Raw genomic sequence first — 24677 nt, 5'->3', positions numbered from 1 at the left:
CACAGCGCGCACGGCGCGCTTTTTTCTGTCAGACATCCAGATTTATCAACGCAACCAGCCCGACCAGATAGAGGGTTACCGCCACCAGGGAATCCTGTCCCATGCGCAGAACCGTCCGATCCCGCCGCTCGATCAGACCGATTACAAACACGCCTGTCATTGCCAGCGCCAATATGCCCGCCAGTGCCTCAAACGTCCCGGCCAGCTCAATCACCGGCGGGCCGGGTGCGAACAAGTCGATGGCGAAAATGATCGCCAGATTGAACAGGTTCGATCCGAAGATTTCGCCAACTGCGAGTTCATAACGATGGCGCCGCATCGCGCCGGTAATCGCGCTAAGTTCGGGCAGCGATGTCGCAGCGGCGACAAACAGCACCCCGACCAGCCCCTTACCCATACCGGTGCGCGCTGCGATATCATCTGCCGTCATCGCCAGAACTGCCCCGGCTGACAAGATGACGGCTGACAACATGACAAGCATGATTGTCATTGTGCGACCGCTGATTTCCTGCCGTTTCGTGTCGCCTGAATCGCCCTGATCCGGCGGATTGACCACCATCCACATCGGGCGCCGCTCCGATCGGTCGGCGACCCTGATGGCCAGCAGTCCGGACAGGAAAATGACCGTCGATCCAATTCCCACCGCACCCGCAAGCAGCCTGTCTCCAAAAAGAATGGCTGCGATCACCAGAGCAAGCAGCATCATGCCGAGAACGCCTTGAATCAAGGTCGCCGGCTTTGCCACAACCGAAGTGAGCGGGCGCGCGCCCAGCACCATATCGGCAACCGCAAGCAAGAGGATATTGAAGCTGGCGCTGCCGAGAATATTGTTAAATGCCAGCAAGGGCGCCCCCAATGCCGCCGCGCTCGTCGCCGTGCCCAATTCAGGCAATGACGTAATACCGCCAAGAACAAGCATCCCGGCAAACCCCTGACCCAGCCCCGTGCGCTCACTTAGCGCGATGACATAACGGGGCAATCGCGTCCCGGCCCACCAGACCGCACCTGCAGCGGCAAGGAAAATCAGTACAAGCTGCCACAGAGCGCTCATCGCACTGCGTCGGAAGTCGGCGTGAACTCGTCAGAGACCATCCCCTCGCCAAGAATACCGCTGCGATAGTCGCCTCGCCGGGATGCATTTGCTTGCGGAGGTTTACCTAATGAGATGGAGGTGAGCACGCACTATCCTCTCGCTCATGATGATCATTCACGCGCCGCCCACTTTTGAGCCGTGGCTTGATGGCCTCCCACGCAATTCTGCAATCGCTGCCAATCCGGTAGATGCTTTCATCGGGCAATTCACGCCAGTGTTCGTGGCTGATCGGTTCGGATGCGAGTATGATAGCGCGGTAATTCTCACGCGGGTTGTGATGGACATGCGGGAAACCGCAAATTTCGCAGTCATGGATACCGTCACGCTCAACAAACTGGAGCGGCCGGCCCAGCCGCGTACCGATCAATTCGTTGCCATCGGTCATGATGATATTGAGCCCGATCCGGGCCTCGGGATCGATTTCAAGACTGCGCTCGACAATCCACTGCACACTTTCCCGAACACAATCAAAGGCCGGACGCTCAGGATGCGCCAACTGCCGGGCTCGCACCAGTTGGAACATATGCTCGCTGTCGGTTTCCCCTTTGATCAAGCCCCGCCGATCAGTCGGGATCTCTGCCAAAAGCAGCGGCCGCAATTGCTCGAAATTCGGGATCGTCCCGTTATGCGCGAAGGCCCAGCCACCGTCTTTGAACGGATGAGTGTTGGCAATATCCGGCTCTCCAACAGTCGCCCGCCGGACATGCGCGAGCACCTGACGGGAGTAAATGCGCGCCGCCGCTTGCTGAAAATGCGCGCCGCGAAACGCGGCCCATGCCTGCTTCTCGATATGGGGGCCTTCGCCTTCGAACGTGGCGACGCCCCAGCCATTCGCATGGCTTTTTCCCGAGCTATCGCTTTGGCTTTGCACCATCAACGCGTTCTGCGCGTGCACCAGGGTACATTCGACTTTGGTCGGTTCGGTCGCAAAAAATCCATACAGGCGGCACATGGCCAAGCCTTTTCCGGTCAAAGCATACGGCCAGCTATCCGCAATATTCCTGAGGTGCGAATATGAGCGATCCTGTGAGCGAGCTATTCGATGAGTTCCGCCATGACCATCAGACGATGGGACGCGGGCTGTTCGCTATCGCAAAGGCGCTGCGCGCTGAAGATGACCAAGCCGCTGGCAGCGCAGCGCGCGCGATCGACCGCGCGGCGGGTGCGCACATCAAATTCGAAGAACTGTATTTCTATCCCGAATTGCGCGCCTTGCTCGGCAATCAAACCGTTGACCGCTTCGCCCAAGAACACAGCGAAGGGCTCGCCGCGATGGTCCGTCTCACAGCGCTTGAAGAGAGCGCGCGGCTATCGGATGCGGAGCGCAAGCATCTGCTCGATCAGATCGAGACCATGCGGGCCCATACGGACGAATGCGGCGAGCATTTCGGTGCGCTTGGCCGAATTCCCCGCCAGCAGCAGGAAAGCCTGCTCGCCGCACTCCGCAAGCTGCGTTCTGAAGCACAGCTGTGGACACAGCTGGCGACAGGCAAGCCGAGCGAATGACCAGCACGGTGATCCATGATGCGAGGCAAATTGGACAAAACCGGCTGACATTCCATGCCGATCGGCACCCTCGGCTCAACGCGCTTCAACTCCAGCAGATCGAAACGGTCCGGGCCGAGATTTTGCGCGCCCGGCCAACGCTCGACACCGTGCCACCATTCGGCACGCTCTGCACTCGGGGGTTCGAGGATTTGCCCTCGCTCGTGATCGAGGACCACAGCGCCATCCAGCTTGCGATGGCAGGCGGAGCAAACCAAAACCTAAGCTACCGCGCGGCCATGCTCGCAAGAGCGGGAGACCTGTTGGTGGTTCACGGCCAGCGGGACAAAAACTTCGAGCGATATTGCCGTGAGCGGGTCGGCCTTGGCTCAATCGGGGTGTCCGCAATCGACATTACCGATCCGACCGTCTCTTTGGCCAGCGCCGCACTTGCCGATGGCCATTTGATGGCACACGCGATCAGTGTCGCACAGTCGGCAGGCGGACTGAACATTCTGCCATATATGGCGACTGGCGGAATCTGGCGGCTTGCCGCAGAGATTGCCAGCGCAGCCCAAAAACCCGTGCGAATTGCAGGTCCGGGCCCAAATCTGATGCGGGCTGTTAATGACAAGCTATGGTTTGCACGCTGGGCGAGCCGACTGCTTAGGAGAGACGCGGTCCCGCACGCGCGCGATACGCATGGAATGGGCGCTCTGGTGGGCCATCTGCGCCGCTTCATGACGCAGCATCGCAAGGTTGCGATCAAGCTATCTCATAGCGCGGCCTCAATGGGGAACATCGTGCTCGAAAGTTCGGCTCTCAATAACATGACCGCCGCTGAGATAGCAGAGCATCTAAAGCAGAGGATGGAACAGCGCGGCTGGCTCGATCCATTTCCGCTGCAAGTAACAGCGTGGGAGGGGCCGGTGATTGCCAGCCCTTCGGCGCAATTGTGGATCCCCCTGCCCGCAGACGGCCCCCCAATCATAGAAGGCATCTTCGACCAGCTCACTATAGGCGAAATCGCGCGCTTCGCAGGCGGAATGCCAAGCGAGCTGGGCGAATCAATCAAGGCCGAAATGGCGCATGAGGCCGCGATGCTGGGGCGGCTGTTCCAAAGCCTCGGCTATTTTGGCCGGTGCAGTTTTGATGCGCTGGTCATTGGCGAGTGCGAGGCCGGCGGCGAGCTGCATTGGGTGGAATGCAACGGGCGCTGGGGCGGGATTTCCATCCCGCTGACCCTCGCCAACCGTTTGGTCGGGGATTGGCGCGATCACGGCTTTCTGGTTTTCAGCCATCATGACCCAAGTCTTGCCGAGATCGGCGTCAATCAATTCGTTGATCGATACGATCACGTCCTTTTGCGGGCAGGCGAAGAGAACGGCGCGGTCCTGCTCGCGCCTGGCACATTAAGGCATGGCCGCATCGACATGTTGATCCTGGCACAGGATCAGCCCGGCGCTCTGGCAATAGCGGACGAATTCATGGGAGCGGGCGAAGACCCCGAGATCAGGAATACTCCTTAACGACCCAGTCCGGACCGGAGATTAAGCTGGAAACTCCATACCTTTGTACCGGAGAGTACCATGAGCACGACGATCCTCCCCGTCTTTGACAAGAGCCTGAACACTACGGCGATCTGGCTCGGGGAAATTATGGACGAGATCGGACCCGACCGCGCATTTGCCTGGCGCGTTCTGTCTGTCGTTTTGCAAAGGCTGCGCGATCATCTTCCGCTTGAGCTGCTGGCGCATTTTGGCGCTCAACTTCCTCTGGTGGTTCGCGGAACGTATTATGACGGGTTTGACCCAACCATATTACCCAGATCCGATGAAAACGCCGATGGCTTTCTCAAGGCCGTAGGAGCCGAGTTAGGCAAAAGCCGGGGCATCGATCCCGCATTGGCTGCCGGATCGGTGTTTGGCGTTCTGGGCAGGCATGTCTCGCAAGGCCAGATCGACAAGATCATCCGCACGCTGCCACGGGATATCCGCGCCCTGTGGACCGAATTGGCGACCAGCGAAAACTGAACCTTGCAAGCTCAAAATCATCCTCGCTTACGGGAGGTTCCCTATATCTGATCGGCGCTGACCTGAGCATGTTGTCAATCGTCCAAAGGCCCCCTTCCTTGGAGATAGAAATGAACATCAGCCCTCAGGGACTGCGAGCCATCGATGATGGTCCGCCTCCTGTCAGCCGCCATACAGCGCGGTCTGCGATCGAACATCGGCCGCACACGCCAAACCGCCGACCGCACATTCTCGCATGCGTCGATGACTCACCGCGAGCCGATGCAGTGGCCTATCATGCGCTAACGGTGGCGAGCAGCCTCGGATTGGAAGTCACGTTCGCGCGGGTCATCGAACAGTCTGGCCAATCAGCCGTTCCCGCCGACCCCATCGAATGGCAATTGCGTTGGGAAACGCAGCGCTCGCAGTTGCATGATCTTGAGCATCGATTTGACAACGGCGTCAAAACCGCAGGTGTGGTCCTTGTCGGCGATCCTTGCGACGAGTTGATCGATTGGAGCGAAGTCAACGGGGCCACCTTGCTGGCGCTTTCCACCGGCACACGAAGCGAAACGAACGGCATGGGGCCAACCACAATGCGAGTGCTTCAAAGCGGAACGACATCCTTGTTGCTTGTACCGCCGCAGGCTCAATCCAGCGCACATCGATACCGCCGGATTATGGTGCCGATTGACGGGTCTTCGCGGGCCGAAAGCGTGCTCCCGATTGCCCGGCGCATTGCGCGATCGCACGGAGCCGAATTGTTGCTCGTCCATACCGTTCCCAAGGCCGGGGCATCACAGGGCTTTCAAGGGAAAAATGTCGGGACACTGCACGCGGAAATCGAACGCCAGAACAAACAGAACGCAAAATCCCAACTCGAACAATTGACCGCGCGTGTGGAAGACGATGGCATCACCGTCCAATCGGTATTGCTCGGCCCCGCCGACCCGCGTCATGCGACCTGCCAGCTGAGTAAGGACCGCGAGGTTGATCTGGTTGTAATGTCCTCGCACGGGGCCACCGCATTAAGCGATATCCCCTGCGGAAGCGTGGCTGAATATCTTGCCACGCATTGCTCGATGCCGGTGCTTATGGTCAGGCCGAATCTTGTGACTGATTTCGGTGCGGGCCGGTTCGATACCAATGGTCAATCCGTCTTTCGTTTCGGCTAGTGGCTGAAGCAGCCGAACCTGTCTCGTCGCTTGAGCTGGCAGGGCAAGAGCTGGCCGATCGGCACAGCCTCTCGCGCCAGCGCGCGGCGCCTATCGGGCTGTTGCAGGACATGAAATCAGCCGAAAAATGGCTGGAAGAGGTTCGGCAGGCCTGCCGCAGACCTGACCCGGAAGCGGCAAAAGCCGCCGAGTGGTTGCTCGACAATGATTACCATGTCAGCCGTGCCCTGAGGCAAGTCGCAAAGGGCGTACCGCCAGGATTTTACAGGCGATTACCTGCACTTGCGGATGAGGGTTACTCTGGCCCGAGGATCTTTCACCTTGCCCATGAATTGCTCCTTGCCAGCCGCTTGCAGATATCACTCTCCCATGCAGAGCGGTTTGTCCGTGCCTACCAGCGCCGTCATTCGCTATCGATTGCCGAGCTATGGGCTTTTCCGACAATGCTGCGGATCGCCTGCATCGAAATCCTTGCGGCGGCGCTTGCTCAAGTACTCGAAGATCGCAGCAAGGTGGGCTTTCCTGTTTCCCGTTACGCGGCGCATTCGCACTCGCTTGAATCGACCGACCGTATTGCCCGCTCGATTGTCACCCTGGCTGAGCTTGCCTCCATCCCGTGGGACGAGTTCTTCGAGCACACCAGCCATGTCGAGGAAATCCTGAGACGCGACCCCAGCCGAACCTATCGAATGATGGATTTCGAAACGCGGGACCGGTATCGAACCGTGATCGAAGAGATCGCCTGCTGGGCCGACGCCAGCGAAATCGATGTCGCGCGTGAAGCCATTGCCAAAGCGTCGTCACGCGGGACGGAGGATGTCGCGCACCATGTCGGCTATTGGCTGCTCGACCAAGGCAGGCGCGAGTTGGAATGGCATTTTGCAGCGCGGCCCGATGCAAGGCGCAAACTCAAACGAGCCCTGCTGGCAACGCCCGGCCCGGTGTTCGCCGTGCTTATGGCCTTGTCGGGCCTGTTCTGTGCCGTTCTGCCCGTTTTGTATCTGGCCCAGGTGGGTGCGAGCATAGAGGGCTGGATCGCGGCAATTTTGCTAAGCCAGATACCCGCTTCGATATTGGCCATAACGATTGTGCACTGGCTGATAACAAAATTCACCGAGCCGCGCGTCCTTCCCAAACTGGAAAGCAAAGATGGCCTGACCCCGGATATGCCGACCACGATAATCGTGCCGGCCGTGATCGCATCACGAGACGAGGTTGGATCGATCACCGCCCGCCTGGAGATGCACTGGCTTTCCGCAACCGACGCGCAATTGAACGTCGCGTTGCTGGCCGACCTCGCCGACGCCCAGCGTGCGGAACTGCCGGAAGACAAGGACATAATTGGTGCGCTTGAGCAAAAGATCGGTCAATTGAACGCGCGATATGGCAAGGAATCGCATCGGCCTTTCCATCTCCTGATGCGGCCGCGCCTGTTCAACAACAGCCAGAATTGCTGGATGGCGTGGGAACGCAAGCGCGGCAAAATCGAACAATTCAATCGCATGGTCATCGAAGGGGATCGGACCCCGTTTTGTATCGTGCTCGGCGATACAGCGGCGCTGGAGCGGACCCGTTTTGTAATCACTGTCGATGCCGATACTATCCTGCCTGCTGGATCAGTCGCAAAGCTGGTAGGCACTTTGGCGCACCCCCTGAACCAAGCAGCCTTCGACGAGACTTCTCGCGTGATCCGCGGATACACGCTGATTCAGCCGCGCGTGGAGATTTCACCAAGCAGTGTCGAAAAGTCCCTGTTTGCCCGTCTCTTCACCGGGGAAACAGCCATCGATATTTACAGCCGCGCAGTCTCGGATGTTTATCAAGACCTATTCGGACGCGGCATCTTCGTCGGCAAGGGTATCTATGATCTGTCCGGTTTTCACCGAAGCGTCGATGGCCGCGTGCCGGAAAACGCGATCCTCAGTCACGATCTGTTCGAAGGAGTTCTAGGGCGCGCTGGATTGGCGACCGACATCGTTTTGTACGAGGATTTTCCCGAGACATACTCGCAATTTGCCAAACGGTTGCACCGCTGGATCAGAGGCGACTGGCAATTGCTCCCGTGGATCGGGAGAAAGGTTCCCGGCTCCGGCCACACGAAAATACGCACACCGATTGGCGCGCTGGGTCGCTGGCAAATACTCGACAATTTGAGGCGAAGTCTGGTCGCACCCGGTTTGGTGCTTCTTGCGATTGCAGGCTGGCTGATCTTGCCGGGCAGCCCGTGGTTCTGGACATTGCTTGTACTGCTCGCGCCCGCCGGGCAATTGTTTATCGATCTTGTTACCGGCCTCGCCCGGGGCCGGCGGCTAAAAGTGGCCATCGGATTTTGGCGCAGGCTTTCCGATCAGGCCGGGCGTTGGCTCCTCGTCATTGCGTTCATGCTGCATGAAGCCGCGCTATCGCTGGATGCGATCTTCAGGACGCTCTGGCGGATTTATATCAGCCAGAGCAATTTGCTGGAATGGACCTCGGCTGCCCATGTAACGCAGGCGCACCAGACCGGCAGGGATCGCGCGCGGGTGTGGCAACAAATGGCTTATGCTCCGCCGCTCGCAGCTTCGATCGGCCTTGCGACATTCCTGCTGCGACCAGAGGCGCTGTGGCCTGCGATGATCTTGCTTGTCCCATGGGCATTGGCGCCCGAGATAGCGCTCCTTATCGAGCGCCCAAAACGCAAGAGAACCGATAACAAAGCCAAACTCGACACGCCGTACCTTATGCGATTGGCGCGCAAGACTTGGCTCTATTTTGAAACTTTTGCAGGTCCGAGCGACAATTGGCTGCCGCCTGACAATTACCAGGGCCCTCCGCACGAGGAAATCGGGCATCGCACCTCACCAACCAATATCGGGATGCTCTTGCTTTCGACCGCAAGCGCATGGGATCTGGGCTTTATCGGACGAGCAGAATTGGTCGCAAGATCCAAGAACGTGCTCGAAAGCCTTGAGCGGCTGGAGCGCTATCGCGGCCACTTTCTCAACTGGTACGAAACGCATCATCTCAGACCGCTCGAGCCGCGTTATGTATCGACGGTCGATAGCGGCAATCTGGCGGCATCATTTATCGCCTTTGCACACAGCCTCCGGGATGCAGGAACCCGCAAAACCTTGGAGGAGCAGCGGTGGGAGGGGCTAAAGGTTGTAGCCGACCTGATCGCCGAGCATTCGGCCGGGCTGGATAAAAGCGGTGCTTTCACAAAACTTCTCGGCGAGCTTTGCGAGCGCGCGCAAAGGCATCACGAGGGTAGCAGCGAGCTGCTCTGCAAATTGCGGAACCTCTGCCACCACGATCTACCGCGCGTTGAGGAGGCAGGCACAAAGATCATGGACACAGCGGCGCGCGCAATGCCGGAGCAGGTCCGCGATCTGAATGTCTGGTTGGACCGGCTGCACCATCACTTGCACACGATGTTAAACGACGCAGAACAGGATCAGGCCCATGGCGACGCGCTGCGCGCTCTCGCGGATGAATTCGATGCTCTGGCATGGAACATGGACTTTTCATGGCTCTACGACACCGAGCGCCGGCTCTTTTCCATCGGGTACAATGTCAGCACCGCGAAAATCGATCCGCATCACTACGATCTGCTTGCATCCGAAGCGCGCATCGCAAGCTTTTTCGCGATCGCCAAGCGCGATGTCGCAACCGAACACTGGTTCCATCTTGGTCGGCCCGTCACGCGGGCGAATGAAGGTGTGGCGCTGGTATCGTGGAATGGCTCAATGTTCGAATATTTGATGCCGCGCCTGTTGATGCCAGGAGCCCCGGAGACGTTGCTGGGCGAAAGTGATCGCGTAGCGGTTTCGATCCATCAGAACCACGGCAAGCAAGCAAACACGCCGTGGGGCATCTCTGAATCCGCCTTCTCTGCAAGGGATCCCGAACACCGGTTCCGCTATCAGGCTTTTGGCGTTCCCGGCCTTGGGCTGCGGCGCGGATTGGCGCGGGATACCGTCATCGCGCCCTATGCCTCTGCGCTCGCATTGGCGATAAACCCGGTAGAGGCACAAGCCAATCTGAAACGGCTGGAGGCCATAGGCGCAGCCGGGCGCTACGGGTTTTGGGAAGCGGTCGATTTCACGACAGAACGAGTTCCCTCCGATCGGAAGTTCGCGCCTGTGAATGCATTCATGGCGCATCATCAGGGAATGATCCTATGCGCCATTGCCAACATCTTGAATGGCGACAAGCTGGTCGAACGGTTCATGCGTGACCCGCGTATCCGGATGACAGAGTTGCTGTTGTCGGAACGCGTGCCGCACGAATTGCCCGCTGAAATCCGGCGCCTCGAACTTGTTGATACGGCTGAACAAGACGCAGCGCAGCCGCGTATTCGCTATAGCTGGACGCCCGCCAACCGAAATCGCACCGAAGCGCACGTGCTTGGTAATGGACGGCTATCAACACGCATTTCCGCTGCGGGCGCTGGCGGCCTTCGCTGGAATGGCCAGTCGATAACGCGATTTGTCCCAGATGCGACACTCGATGCCGAGGGCATGTGGTTTTACCTTCGCGATGAACGTAGCGAGCGCGTGTGGTCCGCGACGCAGCAGCCAACCGGGGTCGATGCCGACGAGGAGCACATCACCTTTCATTCACACAAAGCCCAATTTCACCGGCAATATCACGAGATTCATACCGACCTCGAAGTCACCGTGGGAGCAAATGAAGACATTGAGCTTCGGCGATTGGTTCTAACCAATCAGAGTGAACGCAATCGCCGGTTGCGGCTTACGACCTATGCCGAAATCGTGCTGGCCCCGCCATTGGAGGATGAGCGTCACCCCGCCTTTAGCAAGCTCTTCGTGGAAAGTGAGCATCTGCCTGAGCCGGGCGCAGTGCTGTTCACTCGGCGGGCCCGTAGACCCGAAGACACGCCGCCGGTCGTGCTGCAATACATAATCGGCCCCGACGGGATTGTGACGGATTTCGCGTTCGAGACGGACCGCAGGACATTCATTGGCCGCAATCGGTCCCAGAAAGGCCCGCTGGGGGCATCCCGCCCCCTCTCAAACAGCCAGGGATGGACTCTCGATCCCGTATCCGTGTTCCAATTATCGTTTGATCTGAAACCTGGAGAGACGGCGCAATATTGTCTCGTCACAATAGCGGCGAGTTCTCGAAAGGTGGCGCTGGATGTGCTGGAACGGCACGCTACCCAATCGTCCGTCCGGTGGATTTTCGACGATGCAGAGGCGGACATGTCCAGAGCCATCCGGCGCGCCCGGATCGATCCTGCAGATTTGCCGCAAGTCCAGTCGCTCAGCTCGCTTCTGGTGTATCCGCAGGATGCTCTGCGCGCTCCGGCGGCCGTGATCCGAAGAAACCGGTTTGGCCAATCCAATCTGTGGGGATTGGCGCTGTCTGGCGATTTCCCGATTCTGCTCCTGCGCCGGGAAATCGGCGAGGAAGGCGTGCTCGATACGATCATCGGTGCGCATCAGCTTTGGCGACGGGCGGGGCTCGAAATCGATGTGGTGATCCTCCAATCGCTGGGTTCGGCCTATGTAGAGCCGCTGCGCGATGAGCTAAGGCAATTGCTGCAGGAAATTGGCGCGACCGAGATGCTTGGCCGTCCTGGCGGTATCCACTTGGCTTTTGCAGACCAGATCGGCAGCGACCAGGTTCGCCTTTTGGAAAGCATGGCGTGGGTCATCCTGAGCGGCTCGGCAGGCTCGCTGACTGACCAGCTTGACGCGGCCCCTCCGGCGCAGCTCGACGCGCCGCCGATTATCCCGTCGCACGATTTTGAACCCGAACGAGAACGAGACCTGCGGCGCCCAGATGATCTGCTGTTCGACAATGGCTTTGGCGGTTTCACCCCGGATGGGCGGGAATATCTGATTCATCTGGAGCCGGGGCAATCCACACCAGCTCCGTGGGTCAATGTGTTGGCCAATGAGGGTTTCGGCACGCTTGTGACAGAGGCTGGCGGCGGATTTACGTGGTCACAGAATAGCGGCGAATACCGTCTGACCCCGTGGACCAATGACGCGGTATCGGACCGCCAGACCGAGGTCGTCTACCTGCGTGACGAAGAAACCGCGCAGGTCTGGTCGGTAACGCCCGATCCAGCCGGACGCGACGCTGTCTGCCAGATCATTCATGGGGCAGGCTACACCGAATGGCGGCAGTCGAGCCGCGGGATCGAGCAAGTCTTGAACGTCTCAATCGCGCACAAGGCCGCGATAAAGATCGCACGGCTTTCTCTTCGCAATCCAGGTGCCGGCCCGCGGCTTATCACCGCAACATATTACGCAGAATGGTTGCTCGGATCCCTTCCCGGAATTGCGCGCCGACACGTCCACACCCGCTTCGATCACTCTGCACAAACGATCCTTGCGACAAATCCGTGGTCGGCCGAGTTCACCGGTCGTGCAGCGTTTCTCACCGCCAATCTCGATCCGCACGGCTTTACAACCGACAGACAAGAGTTTTTGGGGCGGATCGGAGATATCGCGCAACCGGCAGCGCTAAAATGCTGGGGCCTCAGCGGTGCTGAGATTGCGGGCGGCGATACCTGCGCCGCTTATCAGGTCCATGTCGATTTGCCTCCGGGAAAGTCTGTCGACGTTGAATTCCTGCTTGGCGAAGCGGAAAACGAAGCTGCCGCTATCGATCTGGCGCGCGAATGGCGTACGCCGGGCCGCACCGCAAGTAACGAACAAGAGCGAAAATCCTATTGGGACGGGCTGCTGGGGTCCATTGAGATCACGGCCCCGGACCCGGCAATGAACGTGATGGTCAATCGCTGGTTGCTATACCAGAGTCTATCGTCCCGCATTCTTGCCCGCAGCGGGTTTTATCAGGCCAGCGGCGCAATCGGTTTTCGCGACCAGTTACAGGATGCGCTTGCATTTCTGCATGCAGACCCGGAGCGGACGCGGGCGCATATCCTTGATTGCGCAGCCCACCAGTTTGAAGAAGGGGACGTTTTGCATTGGTGGCATCCGCCGCTGGGCCGAGGCGTCCGCACCCGGTGCTCGGACGACTTGCTGTGGCTGCCTTATGCGGCTGCGCATTATGTCAATACGACCGGCGACACTTCGATCCTCGACGAAGAGGTACCCTTTCTTCAGGCACCGCCGCTTTCGCATGAAGAGCATGATCGCTACGCACTCTTCGACGCCAAATCGGAACCGCGCCCTCTGATCGACCACTGCGAGCGCGCATTGGAAAATGTCACGCTGGGTCGGCACGGCCTTCCGCTGATTGGGGCCGGAGACTGGAATGATGGAATGGACCGGGTCGGGGACGAAGGACGCGGCGAAAGCGTATGGCTCGCATGGTTTGCCTCTGTCTGCGCCGCTTCCCTTGCCCATTGTGAACGCCGGATTGGTCGCACACAACAAGCCCGCCATTGGGCTGGCCGTGCGTCTATCTGGCGCCGTAATGCCGAGGCGCAAGGTTGGGACGGCGAATGGTATCGCAGGGCCTATGATGACGAGGGAACCCCATTAGGCTCGCTGGAAAATGCCGAATGCCAAATCGATTCCATCTCGCAGTCCTGGTCCGTCTTTGCCGGACCACTTACCCATCGAAGCAGAGCAGCAATACAGGCGGCGTTTCGCGAACTGTCCGATGATGATGCAAAGATCATGCGTTTGCTCTGGCCCCCTTTTGACAAGTCCGCGCATGACCCCGGTTATATTATGGCGTACCCGCCCGGCGTCCGCGAGAATGGCGGACAATACTCTCATGCTGCTGCATGGCTGGGATTGGCTTTGGCGCGCACAGGCCAAGGGGAAGAGGCGCACCGGATTTTCGACGCGCTGAACCCGGTCCGCCATTCACTGGATCATGCCAAGGCCACACTTTATCGGACCGAACCCTATGCCGTGGCGGCCGACATATGCTCGGTCGGAGCGCTTCGCGGACGCGGCGGGTGGAGTTGGTACACAGGCGCAGCGGCGTGGACATGGCGTCTCGCAGTCGAAGGCATATTGGGCCTGACACTGCGCGATGGGAAACTGCATATCGCGCCGTCGCTGCCCGATGGCTGGGACGGTTACGAAGCGCGCCTGAGCCGAGGTGGCGGCATGATCGATCTGCGCGTCGTGCGCACCCCGCACGCGCACGGGCGCACCACTGCTCGCTTGCAGGTGGACGGCCAAACAACCGATCTCAGCCTCATCGAATTTCCTCCACGCGGAGAAGTCCGCAAAGTCATCGCCACAATTGGCGAACAGACTGCCGATCAGGCGGAGATCGAAAAAGAAGTATTGGGAGGCCAAAGCGCATGAAGCATTGCGAAAGCATCCGCTGGTTCGAAAACCTCACGCGCGCCGATATTGGCGAGGTCGGCGGCAAAAACGCGTCGCTGGGAGAAATGATCGGCGCGCTTGACGGAAAAGGCATACGTGTTCCGCCGGGATTTGCGACAACCGCCTCGGCTTATCGGCGGTTTCTAAAGCAGAATCGGATCGATGATATCATTACCCGGCAGCTTGTTCAGTTTTCGCAAGGCGCATCGACATTGTCAGAGACGGGCGAAACGATCCGCCGGGCAATACTGGCAGGCCAGTGGCCCGAGGACAGCGCCGCCGAAATAGTCGCATCCTACCGCGAACTGCAAAATCGCTGCGCCAGCGACCAAATGAGCGTTGCCGTTCGCTCAAGCGCGACGGCAGAAGATTTGCCGGATGCCAGCTTTGCCGGACAACAAGAGACCTTTTTGAATATCACCGGGGAGGCCGCGTTGCTTGATGCCTGCCGGCGTTGCTTCGCCTCGCTCTACACCAATCGCGCGATCGCCTATCGCGAAGCCAAGGGTTTCGACCATCAGGCTGTGGCACTATCAGTTGGGGTTCAGATGATGATCCGCTCCGATCTGGCGGGCGCCGGTGTGATGTTCTCGATCGACACGGAAACCGGGTTCGACAAAGTGGTGCTGATCAATGCAGCATGGGGCCTGGGTGAAAGCGTCGTGCAAGGATCTGTTGAGCCAGACGAATATCAGATTTTTAAGCCGCTGCTCGGCGATCATACGCTTGTGCCGATCATCGAAAAGCGGCTTGGCTCGAAACAGCGCAAGCTTGTCTATGCGGACGGCGATGAGGCAACGCGCACGGTCATTACTGAAACACCGGAGAGAACACGGTTTGTCTTGAACGAAGGCGAAATCCTCCAGCTGGCCCGTTGGGCTGTTATCATCGAGAACCATTATGGCTGCCCGATGGACATGGAATGGGCCAAAGACGGGCCCGGCGGCGCGCTGTTCATCGTGCAGGCTAGGCCAGAAACGGTTCGGGGTCAGGACGATGTAAGCGCGATTCATTCTGTCACGCTTGAAGGCAAGGGACGCGCGTTGACAGAAGGCGCGGCGATTGGATCTGAAGCCGCCAGCGGCAAGGTCTGCATCATCCACAATGCCAGCGACATTGATCGGCTCGTGCCGGGATCGGTTTTGGTGACAGGGATCACGGATCCCGATTGGGTGCCCGTCATGAAGCGCGCCGCTGCCATCGTCACCGATCATGGTGGGCGCACGTCGCATGCGGCCATTGTCAGCCGCGAACTGGGCCTGCCTGCAATTGTCGGTTGCGGCGATGCGACCCAGAGACTGGTAGACGCGCAGGAAGTGACTGTCAGCTGCTGCGAAGGGGATCGAGGGCTCGTGTATGAAGGCTTCGCCGAAATCCGCCACGAACGGATCGATCTGGCCTCTGTGCCGCAAACACGGACGCAGGTGATGCTGAACCTTGCCGATCCAACTGCCGCGTATCGCTGGTGGAAACTGCCTGCAGATGGGGTGGGCCTGACCCGGATGGAGTTCGTCATCTCGCATCTGATCAAGGCGCATCCAATGGCGCTGCTTCAGCCTGAGCGGGTCAAGGATCGCGGCGCGCGCGAAGCGATCGAGCGTTTGGTGATGGGGCACGAAGGATACACCGACTTTTATGTAAACAGCCTTGCGCGCGGACTCGCCCGTATCGCAGCATTGCTTCACCCGAAACGCACAATCATCCGGTTCAGCGATTTCAAGACCAATGAATATGCAGATTTGATCGGAGGCCAGTTTTTTGAACCGGTAGAGGAAAACCCGATGCTCGGATTCAGAGGAGCCTCGCGCTATATTTCGCCGCTCTTTCGGCAAGCATTTGCGCTCGAATGCCAGGCGATCAAGCGTCTGCGCGATGATTTGGGATTTGATAATGCTGCGGTCATGATCCCGTTTTGCCGGACCATAGGCGAGGCCGATCTGGTCCTTGAGGAAATGGCCAGAAACGGCCTTGAACGGGGGCAGAACAACCTTGAAGTGCTCGTCATGTGCGAAGTTCCAAGCAATGTCGTGCTCGCCGGTCAATTCGCCTCGCGGTTCGACGGATTTTCAATCGGGAGCAATGACCTTACCCAGCTCGTGCTCGGAATCGACCGCGATTCCGAATTGCTGGCCGATCAATTCGATGCACGCGATCCAGCCGTTAAGTGGATGATCGCCCACGTCATCGCCGAGGCGCATGCAAACGGCACCGCTGTCGGGCTGTGCGGCCAAGCGCCCAGCGACCATCCCGATTTCGCGGAATTTCTGGTTGAGTGCGGGATCGATTCCATTTCGGTCACACCCGACAGTTTTATCGCTGTAAAAGAGCATGTGGCGGGCGCCGAACGCCGTGACCGGCCAAGCCGGAAAACGGGCTGATCGAGGGGAACCGGATTAGTTGGGAACGACACCTTTAGAACGGCGCACCCGATTAAGCAGCGTCACGACTTGCGCATCGGTGATCTGGCCAAAGTCTGCATAGTGAACGCCAACAGACTGAAAGGCGCGCGGGGCATGAAGGCAAATAATTTGATCACAAAGAGGTCTGATTTTCGTCAGCGTATCTTGCGCGGCAACCGGTACAGCAAGAATGACCCTCGCAGGTGAAGCGCGGGCGATCGCCTTAAGCGCGGCTTTGACCGTATTTCCAGTCGCAATGCCATCATCAACGACAATCGCCGTCCGGCCTTTCAAGGGGACTGGGTGTTCAATCCCATATGCGATGCGCCGCCTGCCGATTTCTGCGATATTCTGTTCAAGTACGCGCTGTAGATACGCGAGGTCGGCGCCTACTGCCTGAGCCATATCCTTATCTATGACCACATATGGATCGGTTCCATCGGCCACTGCACCGATCCCGAATTCAGCATGACCGGGCGCGCCGATTTTTCTGACCATTATGAGATCAAGCGGAGCATCCAACTCTTTTGCAATCTCAAAGCCAAGCGGCACGCCGCCGCGCGGCAGAGCGAGAACGACGGGATCTGGTAGATCGAGTTCAAGCAAGGCCTGAGCAAGCTGACGGCCAGCATCCTGCCGATCCGCAAATTCGGCCATGCCAAAAATCATATCGCTCCCTTTCAAACCGAGAGCGCTAAGATCGGCATATGAGCAGCCGGCCGGTATACGTAAGGTTCCTTGCTTCAGCGCCTCGCGCCTACTGGCAGAGTGGGGTTACCGCTCAGGAAGATACCCGCCATGATGAACATCGCGACGCTCACTCTTAATCCGACGATCGATGTCGCATATTCGCTCGACCGATTTGTCCATAGCGACAAGCTGCGGACGGCCGAACAGAAAGCCGATCCCGGAGGCGGCGGTATCAATGTCGCGAGGGTGTTCGTGCGGCTCGGCGGAAATGCCCGCTGCGTCTATATGTCCGGTGGATCGACTGGCGCCGCGCTCGATGCCTTGCTCGATCTGCACCAGATTGTTCGCGAGCCGGTGTCCATCGAAGGCGAAACGCGCATCAGCGCAACCATGTTTGAACAATCGAGTGGCCACGAATATCGCATTGTTCCAGCTGGCCCAGTGATCAGCGAAGCGGAATGGCACACCTGCCTTGATCGACTGTCATCGGTCGAGTGCGACTACCTTGTCATAAGCGGCTCGTTGCCGCGCGGGATACCCGCCGATTTCTATGCCCAAGTGGCTTCTGATGCAAAGCAGCGCGGCGTTCGAACCGTGCTGGATAGCTCAGGAGATGCACTCAAAGCGGCGGTCGCGGCGGGCAAGCTTGAGATGGTCAAGCCCAACCTCAAGGAATTCCAGCAGCTCATCGGCGAAGATATCTCCGATCCGATCCTGATCGGCAAAGCCGCGCAGGATATCGCCAGAAGCGGGAGCGCCAGGCTCATCGTTGTAAGTCTAGGCGAGCGCGGCGGCATTCTGGCCAGCGCCGAGCATGTGATAGAATGCGCAGCACCGAAGGTCGCATCTGTAAGTTCAGTCGGCGCAGGGGATAGCTGCGTCGCGGCGATGGTGCACTGCCTTGCCGCTGGAAAAAGCAATGAGGAGGCATTTCGATATGGCATGGCCGCTGGCGGCGCAGCATTGCTGACACCCGGAACCGATTTGGCCCGCCCCGCAGATATCCGGCGGCTGTTCGAGCAGTATGTCTCCGAAACCTAGGCGGCGCCTTGGCACTACGAGTATCTCCGTAATTACGCAGAGCGCGTGCCGCTTCATGTTGATTTGCGCAGGATACGCGAACGGAGCAGTACCATGGCTGAGCTTATGAAGGCGGCGATTTTCATCGAGCCTGGTCGGATCATTCTTGGCGAGAAGCCGATCCCTGATGTGGGGCCGCTGGATGCTCTGATCAGAGTCACCACCACAACGATCTGCGGCACTGATATTCACATTCTCAAGGGCGAATACCCGGTCGAGAGCGGGCTTACGATCGGTCACGAACCGGTCGGCGTCATCGAGAAACTCGGCTCTGCCGTCATCGGCTATGAAGAAGGGCAGCGTGTGATTGCAGGCGCAATTACGCCCTCGGGAACATCTTATGCCTCTATGTGCGGATGCCATGCGCAATGCGGCGCGCAGGGCAAGCACGGTTTTAAAGCCATGGGCGGTTGGCGGTTCGGGAATACGATTGACGGTGCGCAGGCAGAATATCTGCTTGTACCTGATGCAATGGCTAACCTTGCGCCGGTCCCCGACGGGCTGACCGATGAGCAGGTTTTGATGTGCCCTGACATCATGTCGACCGGCTTCAGCGGAGCGGAATCGGGCAAGATTACTATCGGTGACACCGTCGCCGTGTTTGCTCAGGGCCCAATCGGCCTGTGCGCGACGGCCGGCGCGCATATGATGGGCGCAACCACGATTATCGGGGTTGAGACATTGCCAGAGCGGCAGGAAATGGCGCGTCAAATGGGCGCAACTCACATTGTTGATTTCAACAAAACCGACCCCGTCGATGAAATCATGAAGATCACCGATGGACGCGGTGTCGATGTCGCTATCGAAGCGCTCGGTCTGCAAGAGACATTCGAAGGCGCATTGCGCGTGATCAGGCCGGGCGGCACGCTGTCATCGCTGGGCGTGTATTCCGACAATCTCACCCTGCCGCTCGATGCCATTGCAGCGGGCCTCGGCGATCATACGATCCGAACAACGCTTTGCCCTGGCGGCAAAGAGCGGATGCGCAGGTTGATGGACGTTGTTGCATCCGGGCGGGTCGATGCCGGCAAGCTGGTGACGCATCACTTCCCGCTCGATTCAATCGAAGACGCGTATGAACTGTTCTCCCATCAACGCGATGGTGTGCTCAAAGTCGCCATCAGACCCTGAATTGCGCGGCCCATGCAGCGAAAGGCGCACATAAAATGGCTACACAACCGCCAGACCGTCCCGACAAGATCGAGCCCGCAGCTCCGCCAGAAATTGTGCCTCCATCGCCAGACGAGGCACCCGACCGGCCAGCCGAAACGCCTTCCCCTCAGCCCGATATCGAACAGCCCGGCGCACCTCCGCAAGAAAACCCTCCGCCCGAATAGTCCGAGCGTTCCGCAATCAGGCATTGCGTTTCAGGGCCTCAGGATCTTACCCACCAGAACGCAATGCTCGCCGCGAGCGTGACCATGCTGGATAACAGCGCGAGGGCAGCTGGTCTTGAACCAGCCCCGCCGGTCACCCTCGTTATGCCGAGTTTTACCGACATATTGGCGAGAATGGTGCCCGCCAATGCTATCGAGGCGATCCACGGGCCGACGGCCCCTTCCGGCAAGCCTCCCGCCGTCACAATCGCCACATCGACATCCATCGAACCCATCAGGAACAGCATCACCGCGATGCCTTCCTCGCCAAACTGCTCCAGCCCCCACCGCGCAGCCAGGGCGGCCAGCGCGACAAAGGCGAGAAACCCGATAGCAGGCAAAAGCGCGATCGGATTGCGCGGGATTTCGGTGCGTTCACCAACAGAGCTGTCGCGCCATAACCATGCCCCCGCGATCCATGAGACAATCAAAGGCGGAGCAATGATTATGATGAACGACGGAAAGAAGCGCGGCGCCAGAACCAGCACCAGCAAAACCACGCGAAGATACATCACCGCGCTGGCGAGCGCGATCCCGGTGCATTCGGCGCTACCGCTGCCTTTCTGGCGCAGTCGCTGCGCGAGCGATTGGGTAACGGCAGTCGAAGAATAGGCCCCGCCTATGATGGCCGTGAGCACCGTGCCGCGGTGAGCACCAAGTTTACGGTCGGCGATGTACCCCAGAAACGAAAACCCGGTGACAAGGATCACCACCAGCCACAATTGCTGCGGGTTCCAGGCCTCCAGTGGCCCCATATTGTGGTCTGGCAAGAACGGGCGAACAGCCAGTGCGATAACAGCGAAGCGTACCGCAGCCTTCAGATCCGCTTCGTCCAGACTGGCGATCCACCTGTGCGTTTCGGCCCGAAAGGCGAGCACAAGGGTGACAATAGCCGCGAGAGCAACTCCGATTTCCGGCGATCCAAATCCCGCCACGAATCCGAGCGCAAGCGTAGCTATTGCGGCTATTGCGCTGGTCGCATCGGGCCGCCCTTCACCATCAACCTGCCTGTGATAGCCCAGCAGAATGATAAGGCCCGCCACCGTCACAATCGCGGCTCCGACCCATTCCGCCTGCTGCGCCGTCAACCAACCTGCCACGCCGCCGCAAAGACCCAGCAGAATGAAAGTCCTGACCCCTGCGACACGCTGCCCTGATTCGCGATCGCGCAGCCTCCAACCGCGTTCGACGCCGATCAATACGCCGGTCGCGAATGCACCTGCCATCGGCAACCAGGCATCGAATGCTGCGCTCACAAAGACGATCCGGTTTCCGGTCGGCCCAAAAGTTGGTGAACCCCGCGAAGCAATGGCGCGGCGATGTCGATCTGATTGCTTGGATGCGGGACGGCATTACAGCTGATGAAGCGGGCGGCATGATTTCCAATCTTTCCCGCACCATAAGTCTGCGATGTGAGCGCATGGACAGTGATATAAAGAGCCTTTGCAGATGATTTGCTTGCCACACGGTCCAGTATCGCCGCCATCGTTGCGCCGCTTGAGACGATATCATCGACAATCACCGGCGTCATGTCCGAATGGAGGCCTTCAAGCGATCCTGTGATCTGCACATCGCGATCTCCGCGTCGGACCTTGTCCAACACCGCAAAATTACATTCAGCATGCCGGGCAATCCGGCGAATCCACGGAGCGCTCTCGCGGTCCGGCCCGATCAGAAAAGGGTGTGCGACATGGCTCGCGATCCAGTCGCCAATCGGCCCGCTCGCTTGCGCCGCAATCGCCGGAATGTCGAACACTTCATCGAGGCTGGCGATGCGGTGCAGGTGCGGCTCAAGCGTGACCAGCCAGTCGAAATGCCGCGAAAGAATCGCTGCGAAGCTTTGAGCGGAAACGGCTTCTCCTGACTGGAATGCGCAGTCCTGCCGCATATAGGCAAGGTAGGGCGCAACCAGGCCAATCTCAGTTCCGCCTTGCGCCCGCGCAGCATCCGCCGCCAACAGCAGTGTTACCAATCGGTCATCCGGGCGATCCAGTCCGCACAGCAGGATGACCTTTCGTCCGCGCACGGGCGTATGCAAACGGAGATAGCTCTCGCCATCGGGAAAGCGGCGATGCTCAATCTCGCCTTGTCCAATTACAGGATCGTCAAGCAAACGCTGCGTTAGATCAGGCGCGGCATGAAGCGGAAACAGAAGCGCGCTCATTCACAGACCCCCTCGATCATATCCTTGTTTTCCAGATAGTAATCGACCGCGTATTCAAGCTCTCCCACGCTTTCGCCATGCAGCGTGATCAGCGGCTGGCCAGCGGAAACAGCATCCCCGAGATTGACGTGGATTTCAAGCCCGGCAGCCGGTGATAGCGGGGCCCCTGCAAGTTTCGCCAGCCGCGCAATCCTGCGGTTGTCGATGCCCTTGATACGTCCAGTTCGTCCAGCGCAAAGCACATGCTGAAATTCGGATTGCGGCGGTCTGAAAAACCCGCCCTGCGCCTCGCAGATTGCGACGAATTTGGACATTGCCCGGCCATCATCGAGAATTGCGGTCGCGGCCTCTTTGCCTTTGCCTGCGCTGGAGGCCCCGCCCATTTCGAGCATCATCCCTGCCAGACGCAAAGCGCGTTCACGCAGTTCGCGCGGTGCATCGCGCTCGCATTCCAGCACCTCCAGAACGTCCTTTGCCTCCAACGCCGGACCAATGCCATCTCCCACCGGCTCCAGCCCGTCTGAAAGGGCAACCTCAACGCGCACACCGAAAGCATCCCCGATGCCGATGAGAAATTCGGAAAGCTCGGCAGCATCTGCCGGAGAGCGGACCTTCGCGGTCGGCCCGACCGGGATGTCGATCAGGACATGAGTAGACCCGGCTGCGATCTTCTTCGACATGACCGACGCGACCATTTGAGAAGTACAATCCAGTTCCAGCTCGCGTTCGACACGGATGATCATGTCGTCCGCTGGCGATAGCCGGACGCTTCCGCCCCAGATCATACAGCCCCCCTCTCGCTCTACGACCCTGCGCATATCTTCATTGCTGAGATCGACATGCGTCATGGTCGCCATCGTGTCCGCCGTTCCGGCCGGAGACGTGATCGCGCGTGAAGATGTCTTCGGGATCACCAAGCCCGCCGCAGCGGCAATGGCGACCACGATCGGAGTTGTGCGATTCCCCGGCAAGCCGCCAACGCAGTGCTTGTCGACAATGACGTCTCCCGGCCATGAAAGCCGATCGCCGATCGACACCATTGCCTGCGTCAACGCGACTGCCTCCGATAGATCCGGCGATTGGCTCGCCAGCGCCGCGATGAACGCGGATATTTGCACGTCGGAATAACGACCCTCGACGATATCTGTGAAGACGGCTTTCGCTGTTTGCCGGGTAAGGCGATGTCCGTAAACCTTGCTGCGCAATCCGCTCATCGAATCCACGTTGCGCGGATGGTGAAGGGTCACTTTGTCGCCTTCTGCGATGCCCAGCCGCCGCCATGTCGTTTCCGAAAGACCGATCTCGTCGACCGATACAAGCTGCCCCTCGTCCTGATATAATCTTGCAATGGTTTTCTGATCACCGACCCGCAATTCCACGCGGGTCCGCTCGCTCAGCCCTTCCGACCGCGCAACGGTGCATTGCGTATGCACGATCGCAATCGGTTCATGCTGTGTCTCCAGCCTCAGCCGTTTTGCCTTGAGTGGAACGAGCTTGCGCACGCGGTCCTTTTTGCTGATCACTTCGCTCTTGCTCATGCCAGCTCAACGCGCTCTTGATGTTCGGGCACGCGGGCTTTCCAGCCTAGTTCCTCGGCGATCTTTAGGCGAAAATTGTCAGACGCTTCTGCCTCGCCATGGACGACAAAGCATTCCTTCGGTTGGGACACGAAACTGCCTAGCCACCGGAGCAATTCATGCTGATCAGCATGGGCGGAAAGCATGTCGAGCTCCACAACCTCGGCGCGCACCGGAACGTAGTCTCCGTGAATCTTGATCATCTTTTCACCCCTGAGCAAGGCCGCGCCGCGTGTCCCGCCGGCCTGATACCCCGCCATGACGATTGTGCTCCGGTGATCCGGCGCATATTGCTTTAGCCGGTGAAGAATGCGCCCGCCGGTTACCATTCCGCTGGCCGAAATGATGATCTTTGGGCTCGTAATGGTATCGAGCCTCTTCGAATCCTCCACCTCGCGGGTATAGATCACATCGTCCCACGCATCGCGGCATTGGGCTATGCTTAGCCGATGATCATCCGTATGCTCGCAGAACAGTTCGGTCGCGCTGATCGCCATCGGGCTATCAAGATAGACCGGCACATCGGTGAAGCGGCCACGTCGGCGGATCGCCGAAATGTGGTAAAGCAGCGCCTGAGCTCGCCCGATAGCGAAGGACGGTATGATCACACTGCCGCCGCGATTTACTGTTCGCTCTATTACGTCTTCAAGCACCTGTTGCGGCGCAACATCGGGATGCAGCCGATCGCCATAAGTGGATTCAACCAGCAGATAGTCCGCCTGCGGTATGGGCTCGGGATCGAACATCAAGGGATCGCCGTAGCGGCCCAGATCTCCGGAAAAGACGATACGCCTGCCATCTGCGACCATATCGACCGTTGCCGCTCCCAGAATATGCCCCGCATAGCGAAAGCGAATGCTGCAACCTTGGGCGATTTCAATACGCTCGCCAAATGGCGTCGGTGAAAAGCTTTTAAGCGCATGGTGCGCATCGGCTTTGGTGTACAGTGGCAGTGCGGGACGGTGCTTGCTGAAACCGCGCCGATTGGCATACCGGGCATCGGCCTCTTGCAGATATCCGCTGTCGGGAAGCAGCAAACCGCACAGCGCGCGCGTGCCATTGGTGCAAATGACCCGTCCTGCAAAGCCGCTCTTTACCAGCAACGGCAGGTATCCCGAATGGTCCAGGTGCGCGTGAGTGAGGACGACTGTGTCGATGCTGGCAGGATCGATAGGCAGATCATGCCAATTGCGTGCCCTCAGCTTTTTATAGCCCTGAAACAGTCCGCAATCGACGAGAATTCGGCTTTGTGATGTTTCCACCACGAATTTGGAGCCGGTTACCGTGTCTGCGCCGCCCAGAAATGTGAGACTAACAATATCGGACCTCCCCGCATCCATCCTGCATCAGCTTCGGTAT

General features: G+C 59.0%; 16 protein-coding genes. 9 read left to right on the top strand and 7 right to left on the bottom strand.

Annotated elements, in window-relative coordinates:
* Nucleotides 1-28 precede the first annotated feature (28 nt).
* Together FGU71_RS06970 and FGU71_RS06965 are read right to left on the bottom strand one after the other, a co-directional pair.
* The gene (locus tag FGU71_RS06970; protein WP_142787904.1) at nt 29-1051 is read right to left on the bottom strand and encodes a sodium:calcium antiporter; all 1023 of its coding nucleotides are present in this window, start codon (nt 1049-1051) and stop codon (nt 29-31) included.
* A gap of 106 nt (nt 1052-1157) precedes the next feature.
* On the bottom strand, nt 1158-1988 hold the full coding sequence (locus tag FGU71_RS06965; RefSeq protein WP_234035674.1) for a class II glutamine amidotransferase: 831 nt from the start codon (nt 1986-1988) through the stop codon (nt 1158-1160).
* A gap of 119 nt (nt 1989-2107) precedes the next feature.
* Between FGU71_RS06965 and FGU71_RS06960 the strand changes: the two genes are divergently transcribed.
* The 6 genes from FGU71_RS06960 (at nt 2108) to ppsA (ending at nt 16410) form a co-directional block, all read left to right on the top strand.
* The gene (locus tag FGU71_RS06960; protein WP_142787903.1) at nt 2108-2599 is read left to right on the top strand and encodes a hemerythrin domain-containing protein; all 492 of its coding nucleotides are present in this window, start codon (nt 2108-2110) and stop codon (nt 2597-2599) included.
* Nucleotides 2596-4107: a preATP grasp domain-containing protein gene (locus tag FGU71_RS06955; protein ID WP_142787902.1), complete on the top strand. Its 1512-nt coding sequence runs from the start codon at nt 2596-2598 to the stop codon at nt 4105-4107. The genes FGU71_RS06960 and FGU71_RS06955 overlap by 4 nt, the downstream gene beginning before the upstream one ends.
* A gap of 60 nt (nt 4108-4167) precedes the next feature.
* Nucleotides 4168-4611: a DUF2267 domain-containing protein gene (locus tag FGU71_RS06950; protein WP_142787901.1), complete on the top strand. Its 444-nt coding sequence runs from the start codon at nt 4168-4170 to the stop codon at nt 4609-4611.
* 110 nt (nt 4612-4721) lie between these two features.
* Nucleotides 4722-5765: a universal stress protein gene (locus FGU71_RS06945; RefSeq protein ID WP_185960225.1), complete on the top strand. Its 1044-nt coding sequence runs from the start codon at nt 4722-4724 to the stop codon at nt 5763-5765.
* Nucleotides 5765-14011: a GH36-type glycosyl hydrolase domain-containing protein gene (locus FGU71_RS06940; protein ID WP_142787899.1), complete on the top strand. Its 8247-nt coding sequence runs from the start codon at nt 5765-5767 to the stop codon at nt 14009-14011. Before FGU71_RS06945 ends, FGU71_RS06940 begins: the two co-directional genes overlap by 1 nt.
* Nucleotides 14008-16410 (top strand): phosphoenolpyruvate synthase, encoded by a 2403-nt coding sequence (ppsA, locus tag FGU71_RS06935; protein WP_142787898.1) that lies wholly within the window; start codon nt 14008-14010, stop codon nt 16408-16410. Before FGU71_RS06940 ends, ppsA begins: the two co-directional genes overlap by 4 nt.
* A 15-nt stretch (nt 16411-16425) precedes the next feature.
* Here the strand turns inward: ppsA and FGU71_RS06930 are convergent, their stop codons facing one another.
* Nucleotides 16426-17088, bottom strand: coding sequence for a phosphoribosyltransferase (locus tag FGU71_RS06930; protein ID WP_142787897.1), 663 nt, complete (start codon nt 17086-17088; stop codon nt 16426-16428).
* A gap of 141 nt (nt 17089-17229) precedes the next feature.
* On the opposite strand from FGU71_RS06930, the gene FGU71_RS06925 reads away from it, so the two are divergent.
* The 3 genes from FGU71_RS06925 to FGU71_RS14100 all read left to right on the top strand — a co-directional run bounded on the left by FGU71_RS06925 (nt 17230) and on the right by FGU71_RS14100 (nt 19538).
* Entirely contained in the window at nt 17230-18162 is a 933-nt protein-coding gene (locus tag FGU71_RS06925; RefSeq protein ID WP_142787896.1) for a 1-phosphofructokinase family hexose kinase, read from the top strand.
* Between the two features lie 93 nt (nt 18163-18255).
* The gene (locus FGU71_RS06920; protein WP_142787895.1) at nt 18256-19332 is read left to right on the top strand and encodes an NAD(P)-dependent alcohol dehydrogenase; all 1077 of its coding nucleotides are present in this window, start codon (nt 18256-18258) and stop codon (nt 19330-19332) included.
* Nucleotides 19333-19367: 35 nt separating this feature from the next.
* Nucleotides 19368-19538 carry a hypothetical protein gene (locus FGU71_RS14100; protein WP_185960224.1) on the top strand — a complete coding sequence of 57 codons (171 nt, stop codon included), beginning with the start codon at nt 19368-19370 and terminating at the stop codon, nt 19536-19538.
* 38 nt (nt 19539-19576) lie between these two features.
* On the opposite strand, the gene FGU71_RS06915 is transcribed toward FGU71_RS14100, so the two are convergent.
* Genes FGU71_RS06915 through FGU71_RS06900 form a run of 4 tightly spaced genes read right to left on the bottom strand, consistent with a single transcriptional unit; the run spans nt 19577 to nt 24658 of the window.
* Nucleotides 19577-20833, bottom strand: a complete 1257-nt coding sequence (locus FGU71_RS06915) for an MgtC/SapB family protein (protein ID WP_142787894.1) — start codon at nt 20831-20833, stop codon at nt 19577-19579.
* Entirely contained in the window at nt 20830-21741 is a 912-nt protein-coding gene (locus FGU71_RS06910) for a ribose-phosphate diphosphokinase (RefSeq protein ID WP_142787893.1), read from the bottom strand. The genes FGU71_RS06915 and FGU71_RS06910 overlap by 4 nt, the downstream gene beginning before the upstream one ends.
* A complete protein-coding gene (locus FGU71_RS06905) occupies nt 21738-23279 on the bottom strand; it encodes a thymidine phosphorylase family protein (protein ID WP_142787892.1) in 1542 nt (513 codons plus the stop codon). Before FGU71_RS06905 ends, FGU71_RS06910 begins: the two co-directional genes overlap by 4 nt.
* Entirely contained in the window at nt 23276-24658 is a 1383-nt protein-coding gene (locus FGU71_RS06900; RefSeq protein ID WP_142787891.1) for an MBL fold metallo-hydrolase RNA specificity domain-containing protein, read from the bottom strand. The genes FGU71_RS06905 and FGU71_RS06900 overlap by 4 nt, the downstream gene beginning before the upstream one ends.
* Between the last annotated feature and the right edge of the window lie 19 nt (nt 24659-24677).

Source organism: Erythrobacter insulae (genome assembly GCF_007004095.1).
In the GTDB taxonomy this organism is placed as follows: domain Bacteria; phylum Pseudomonadota; class Alphaproteobacteria; order Sphingomonadales; family Sphingomonadaceae; genus Erythrobacter; species Erythrobacter insulae.
Note: the sequence above shows the minus strand (reverse complement) of the source record. Positions and strands in the feature narration are given on the sequence as shown.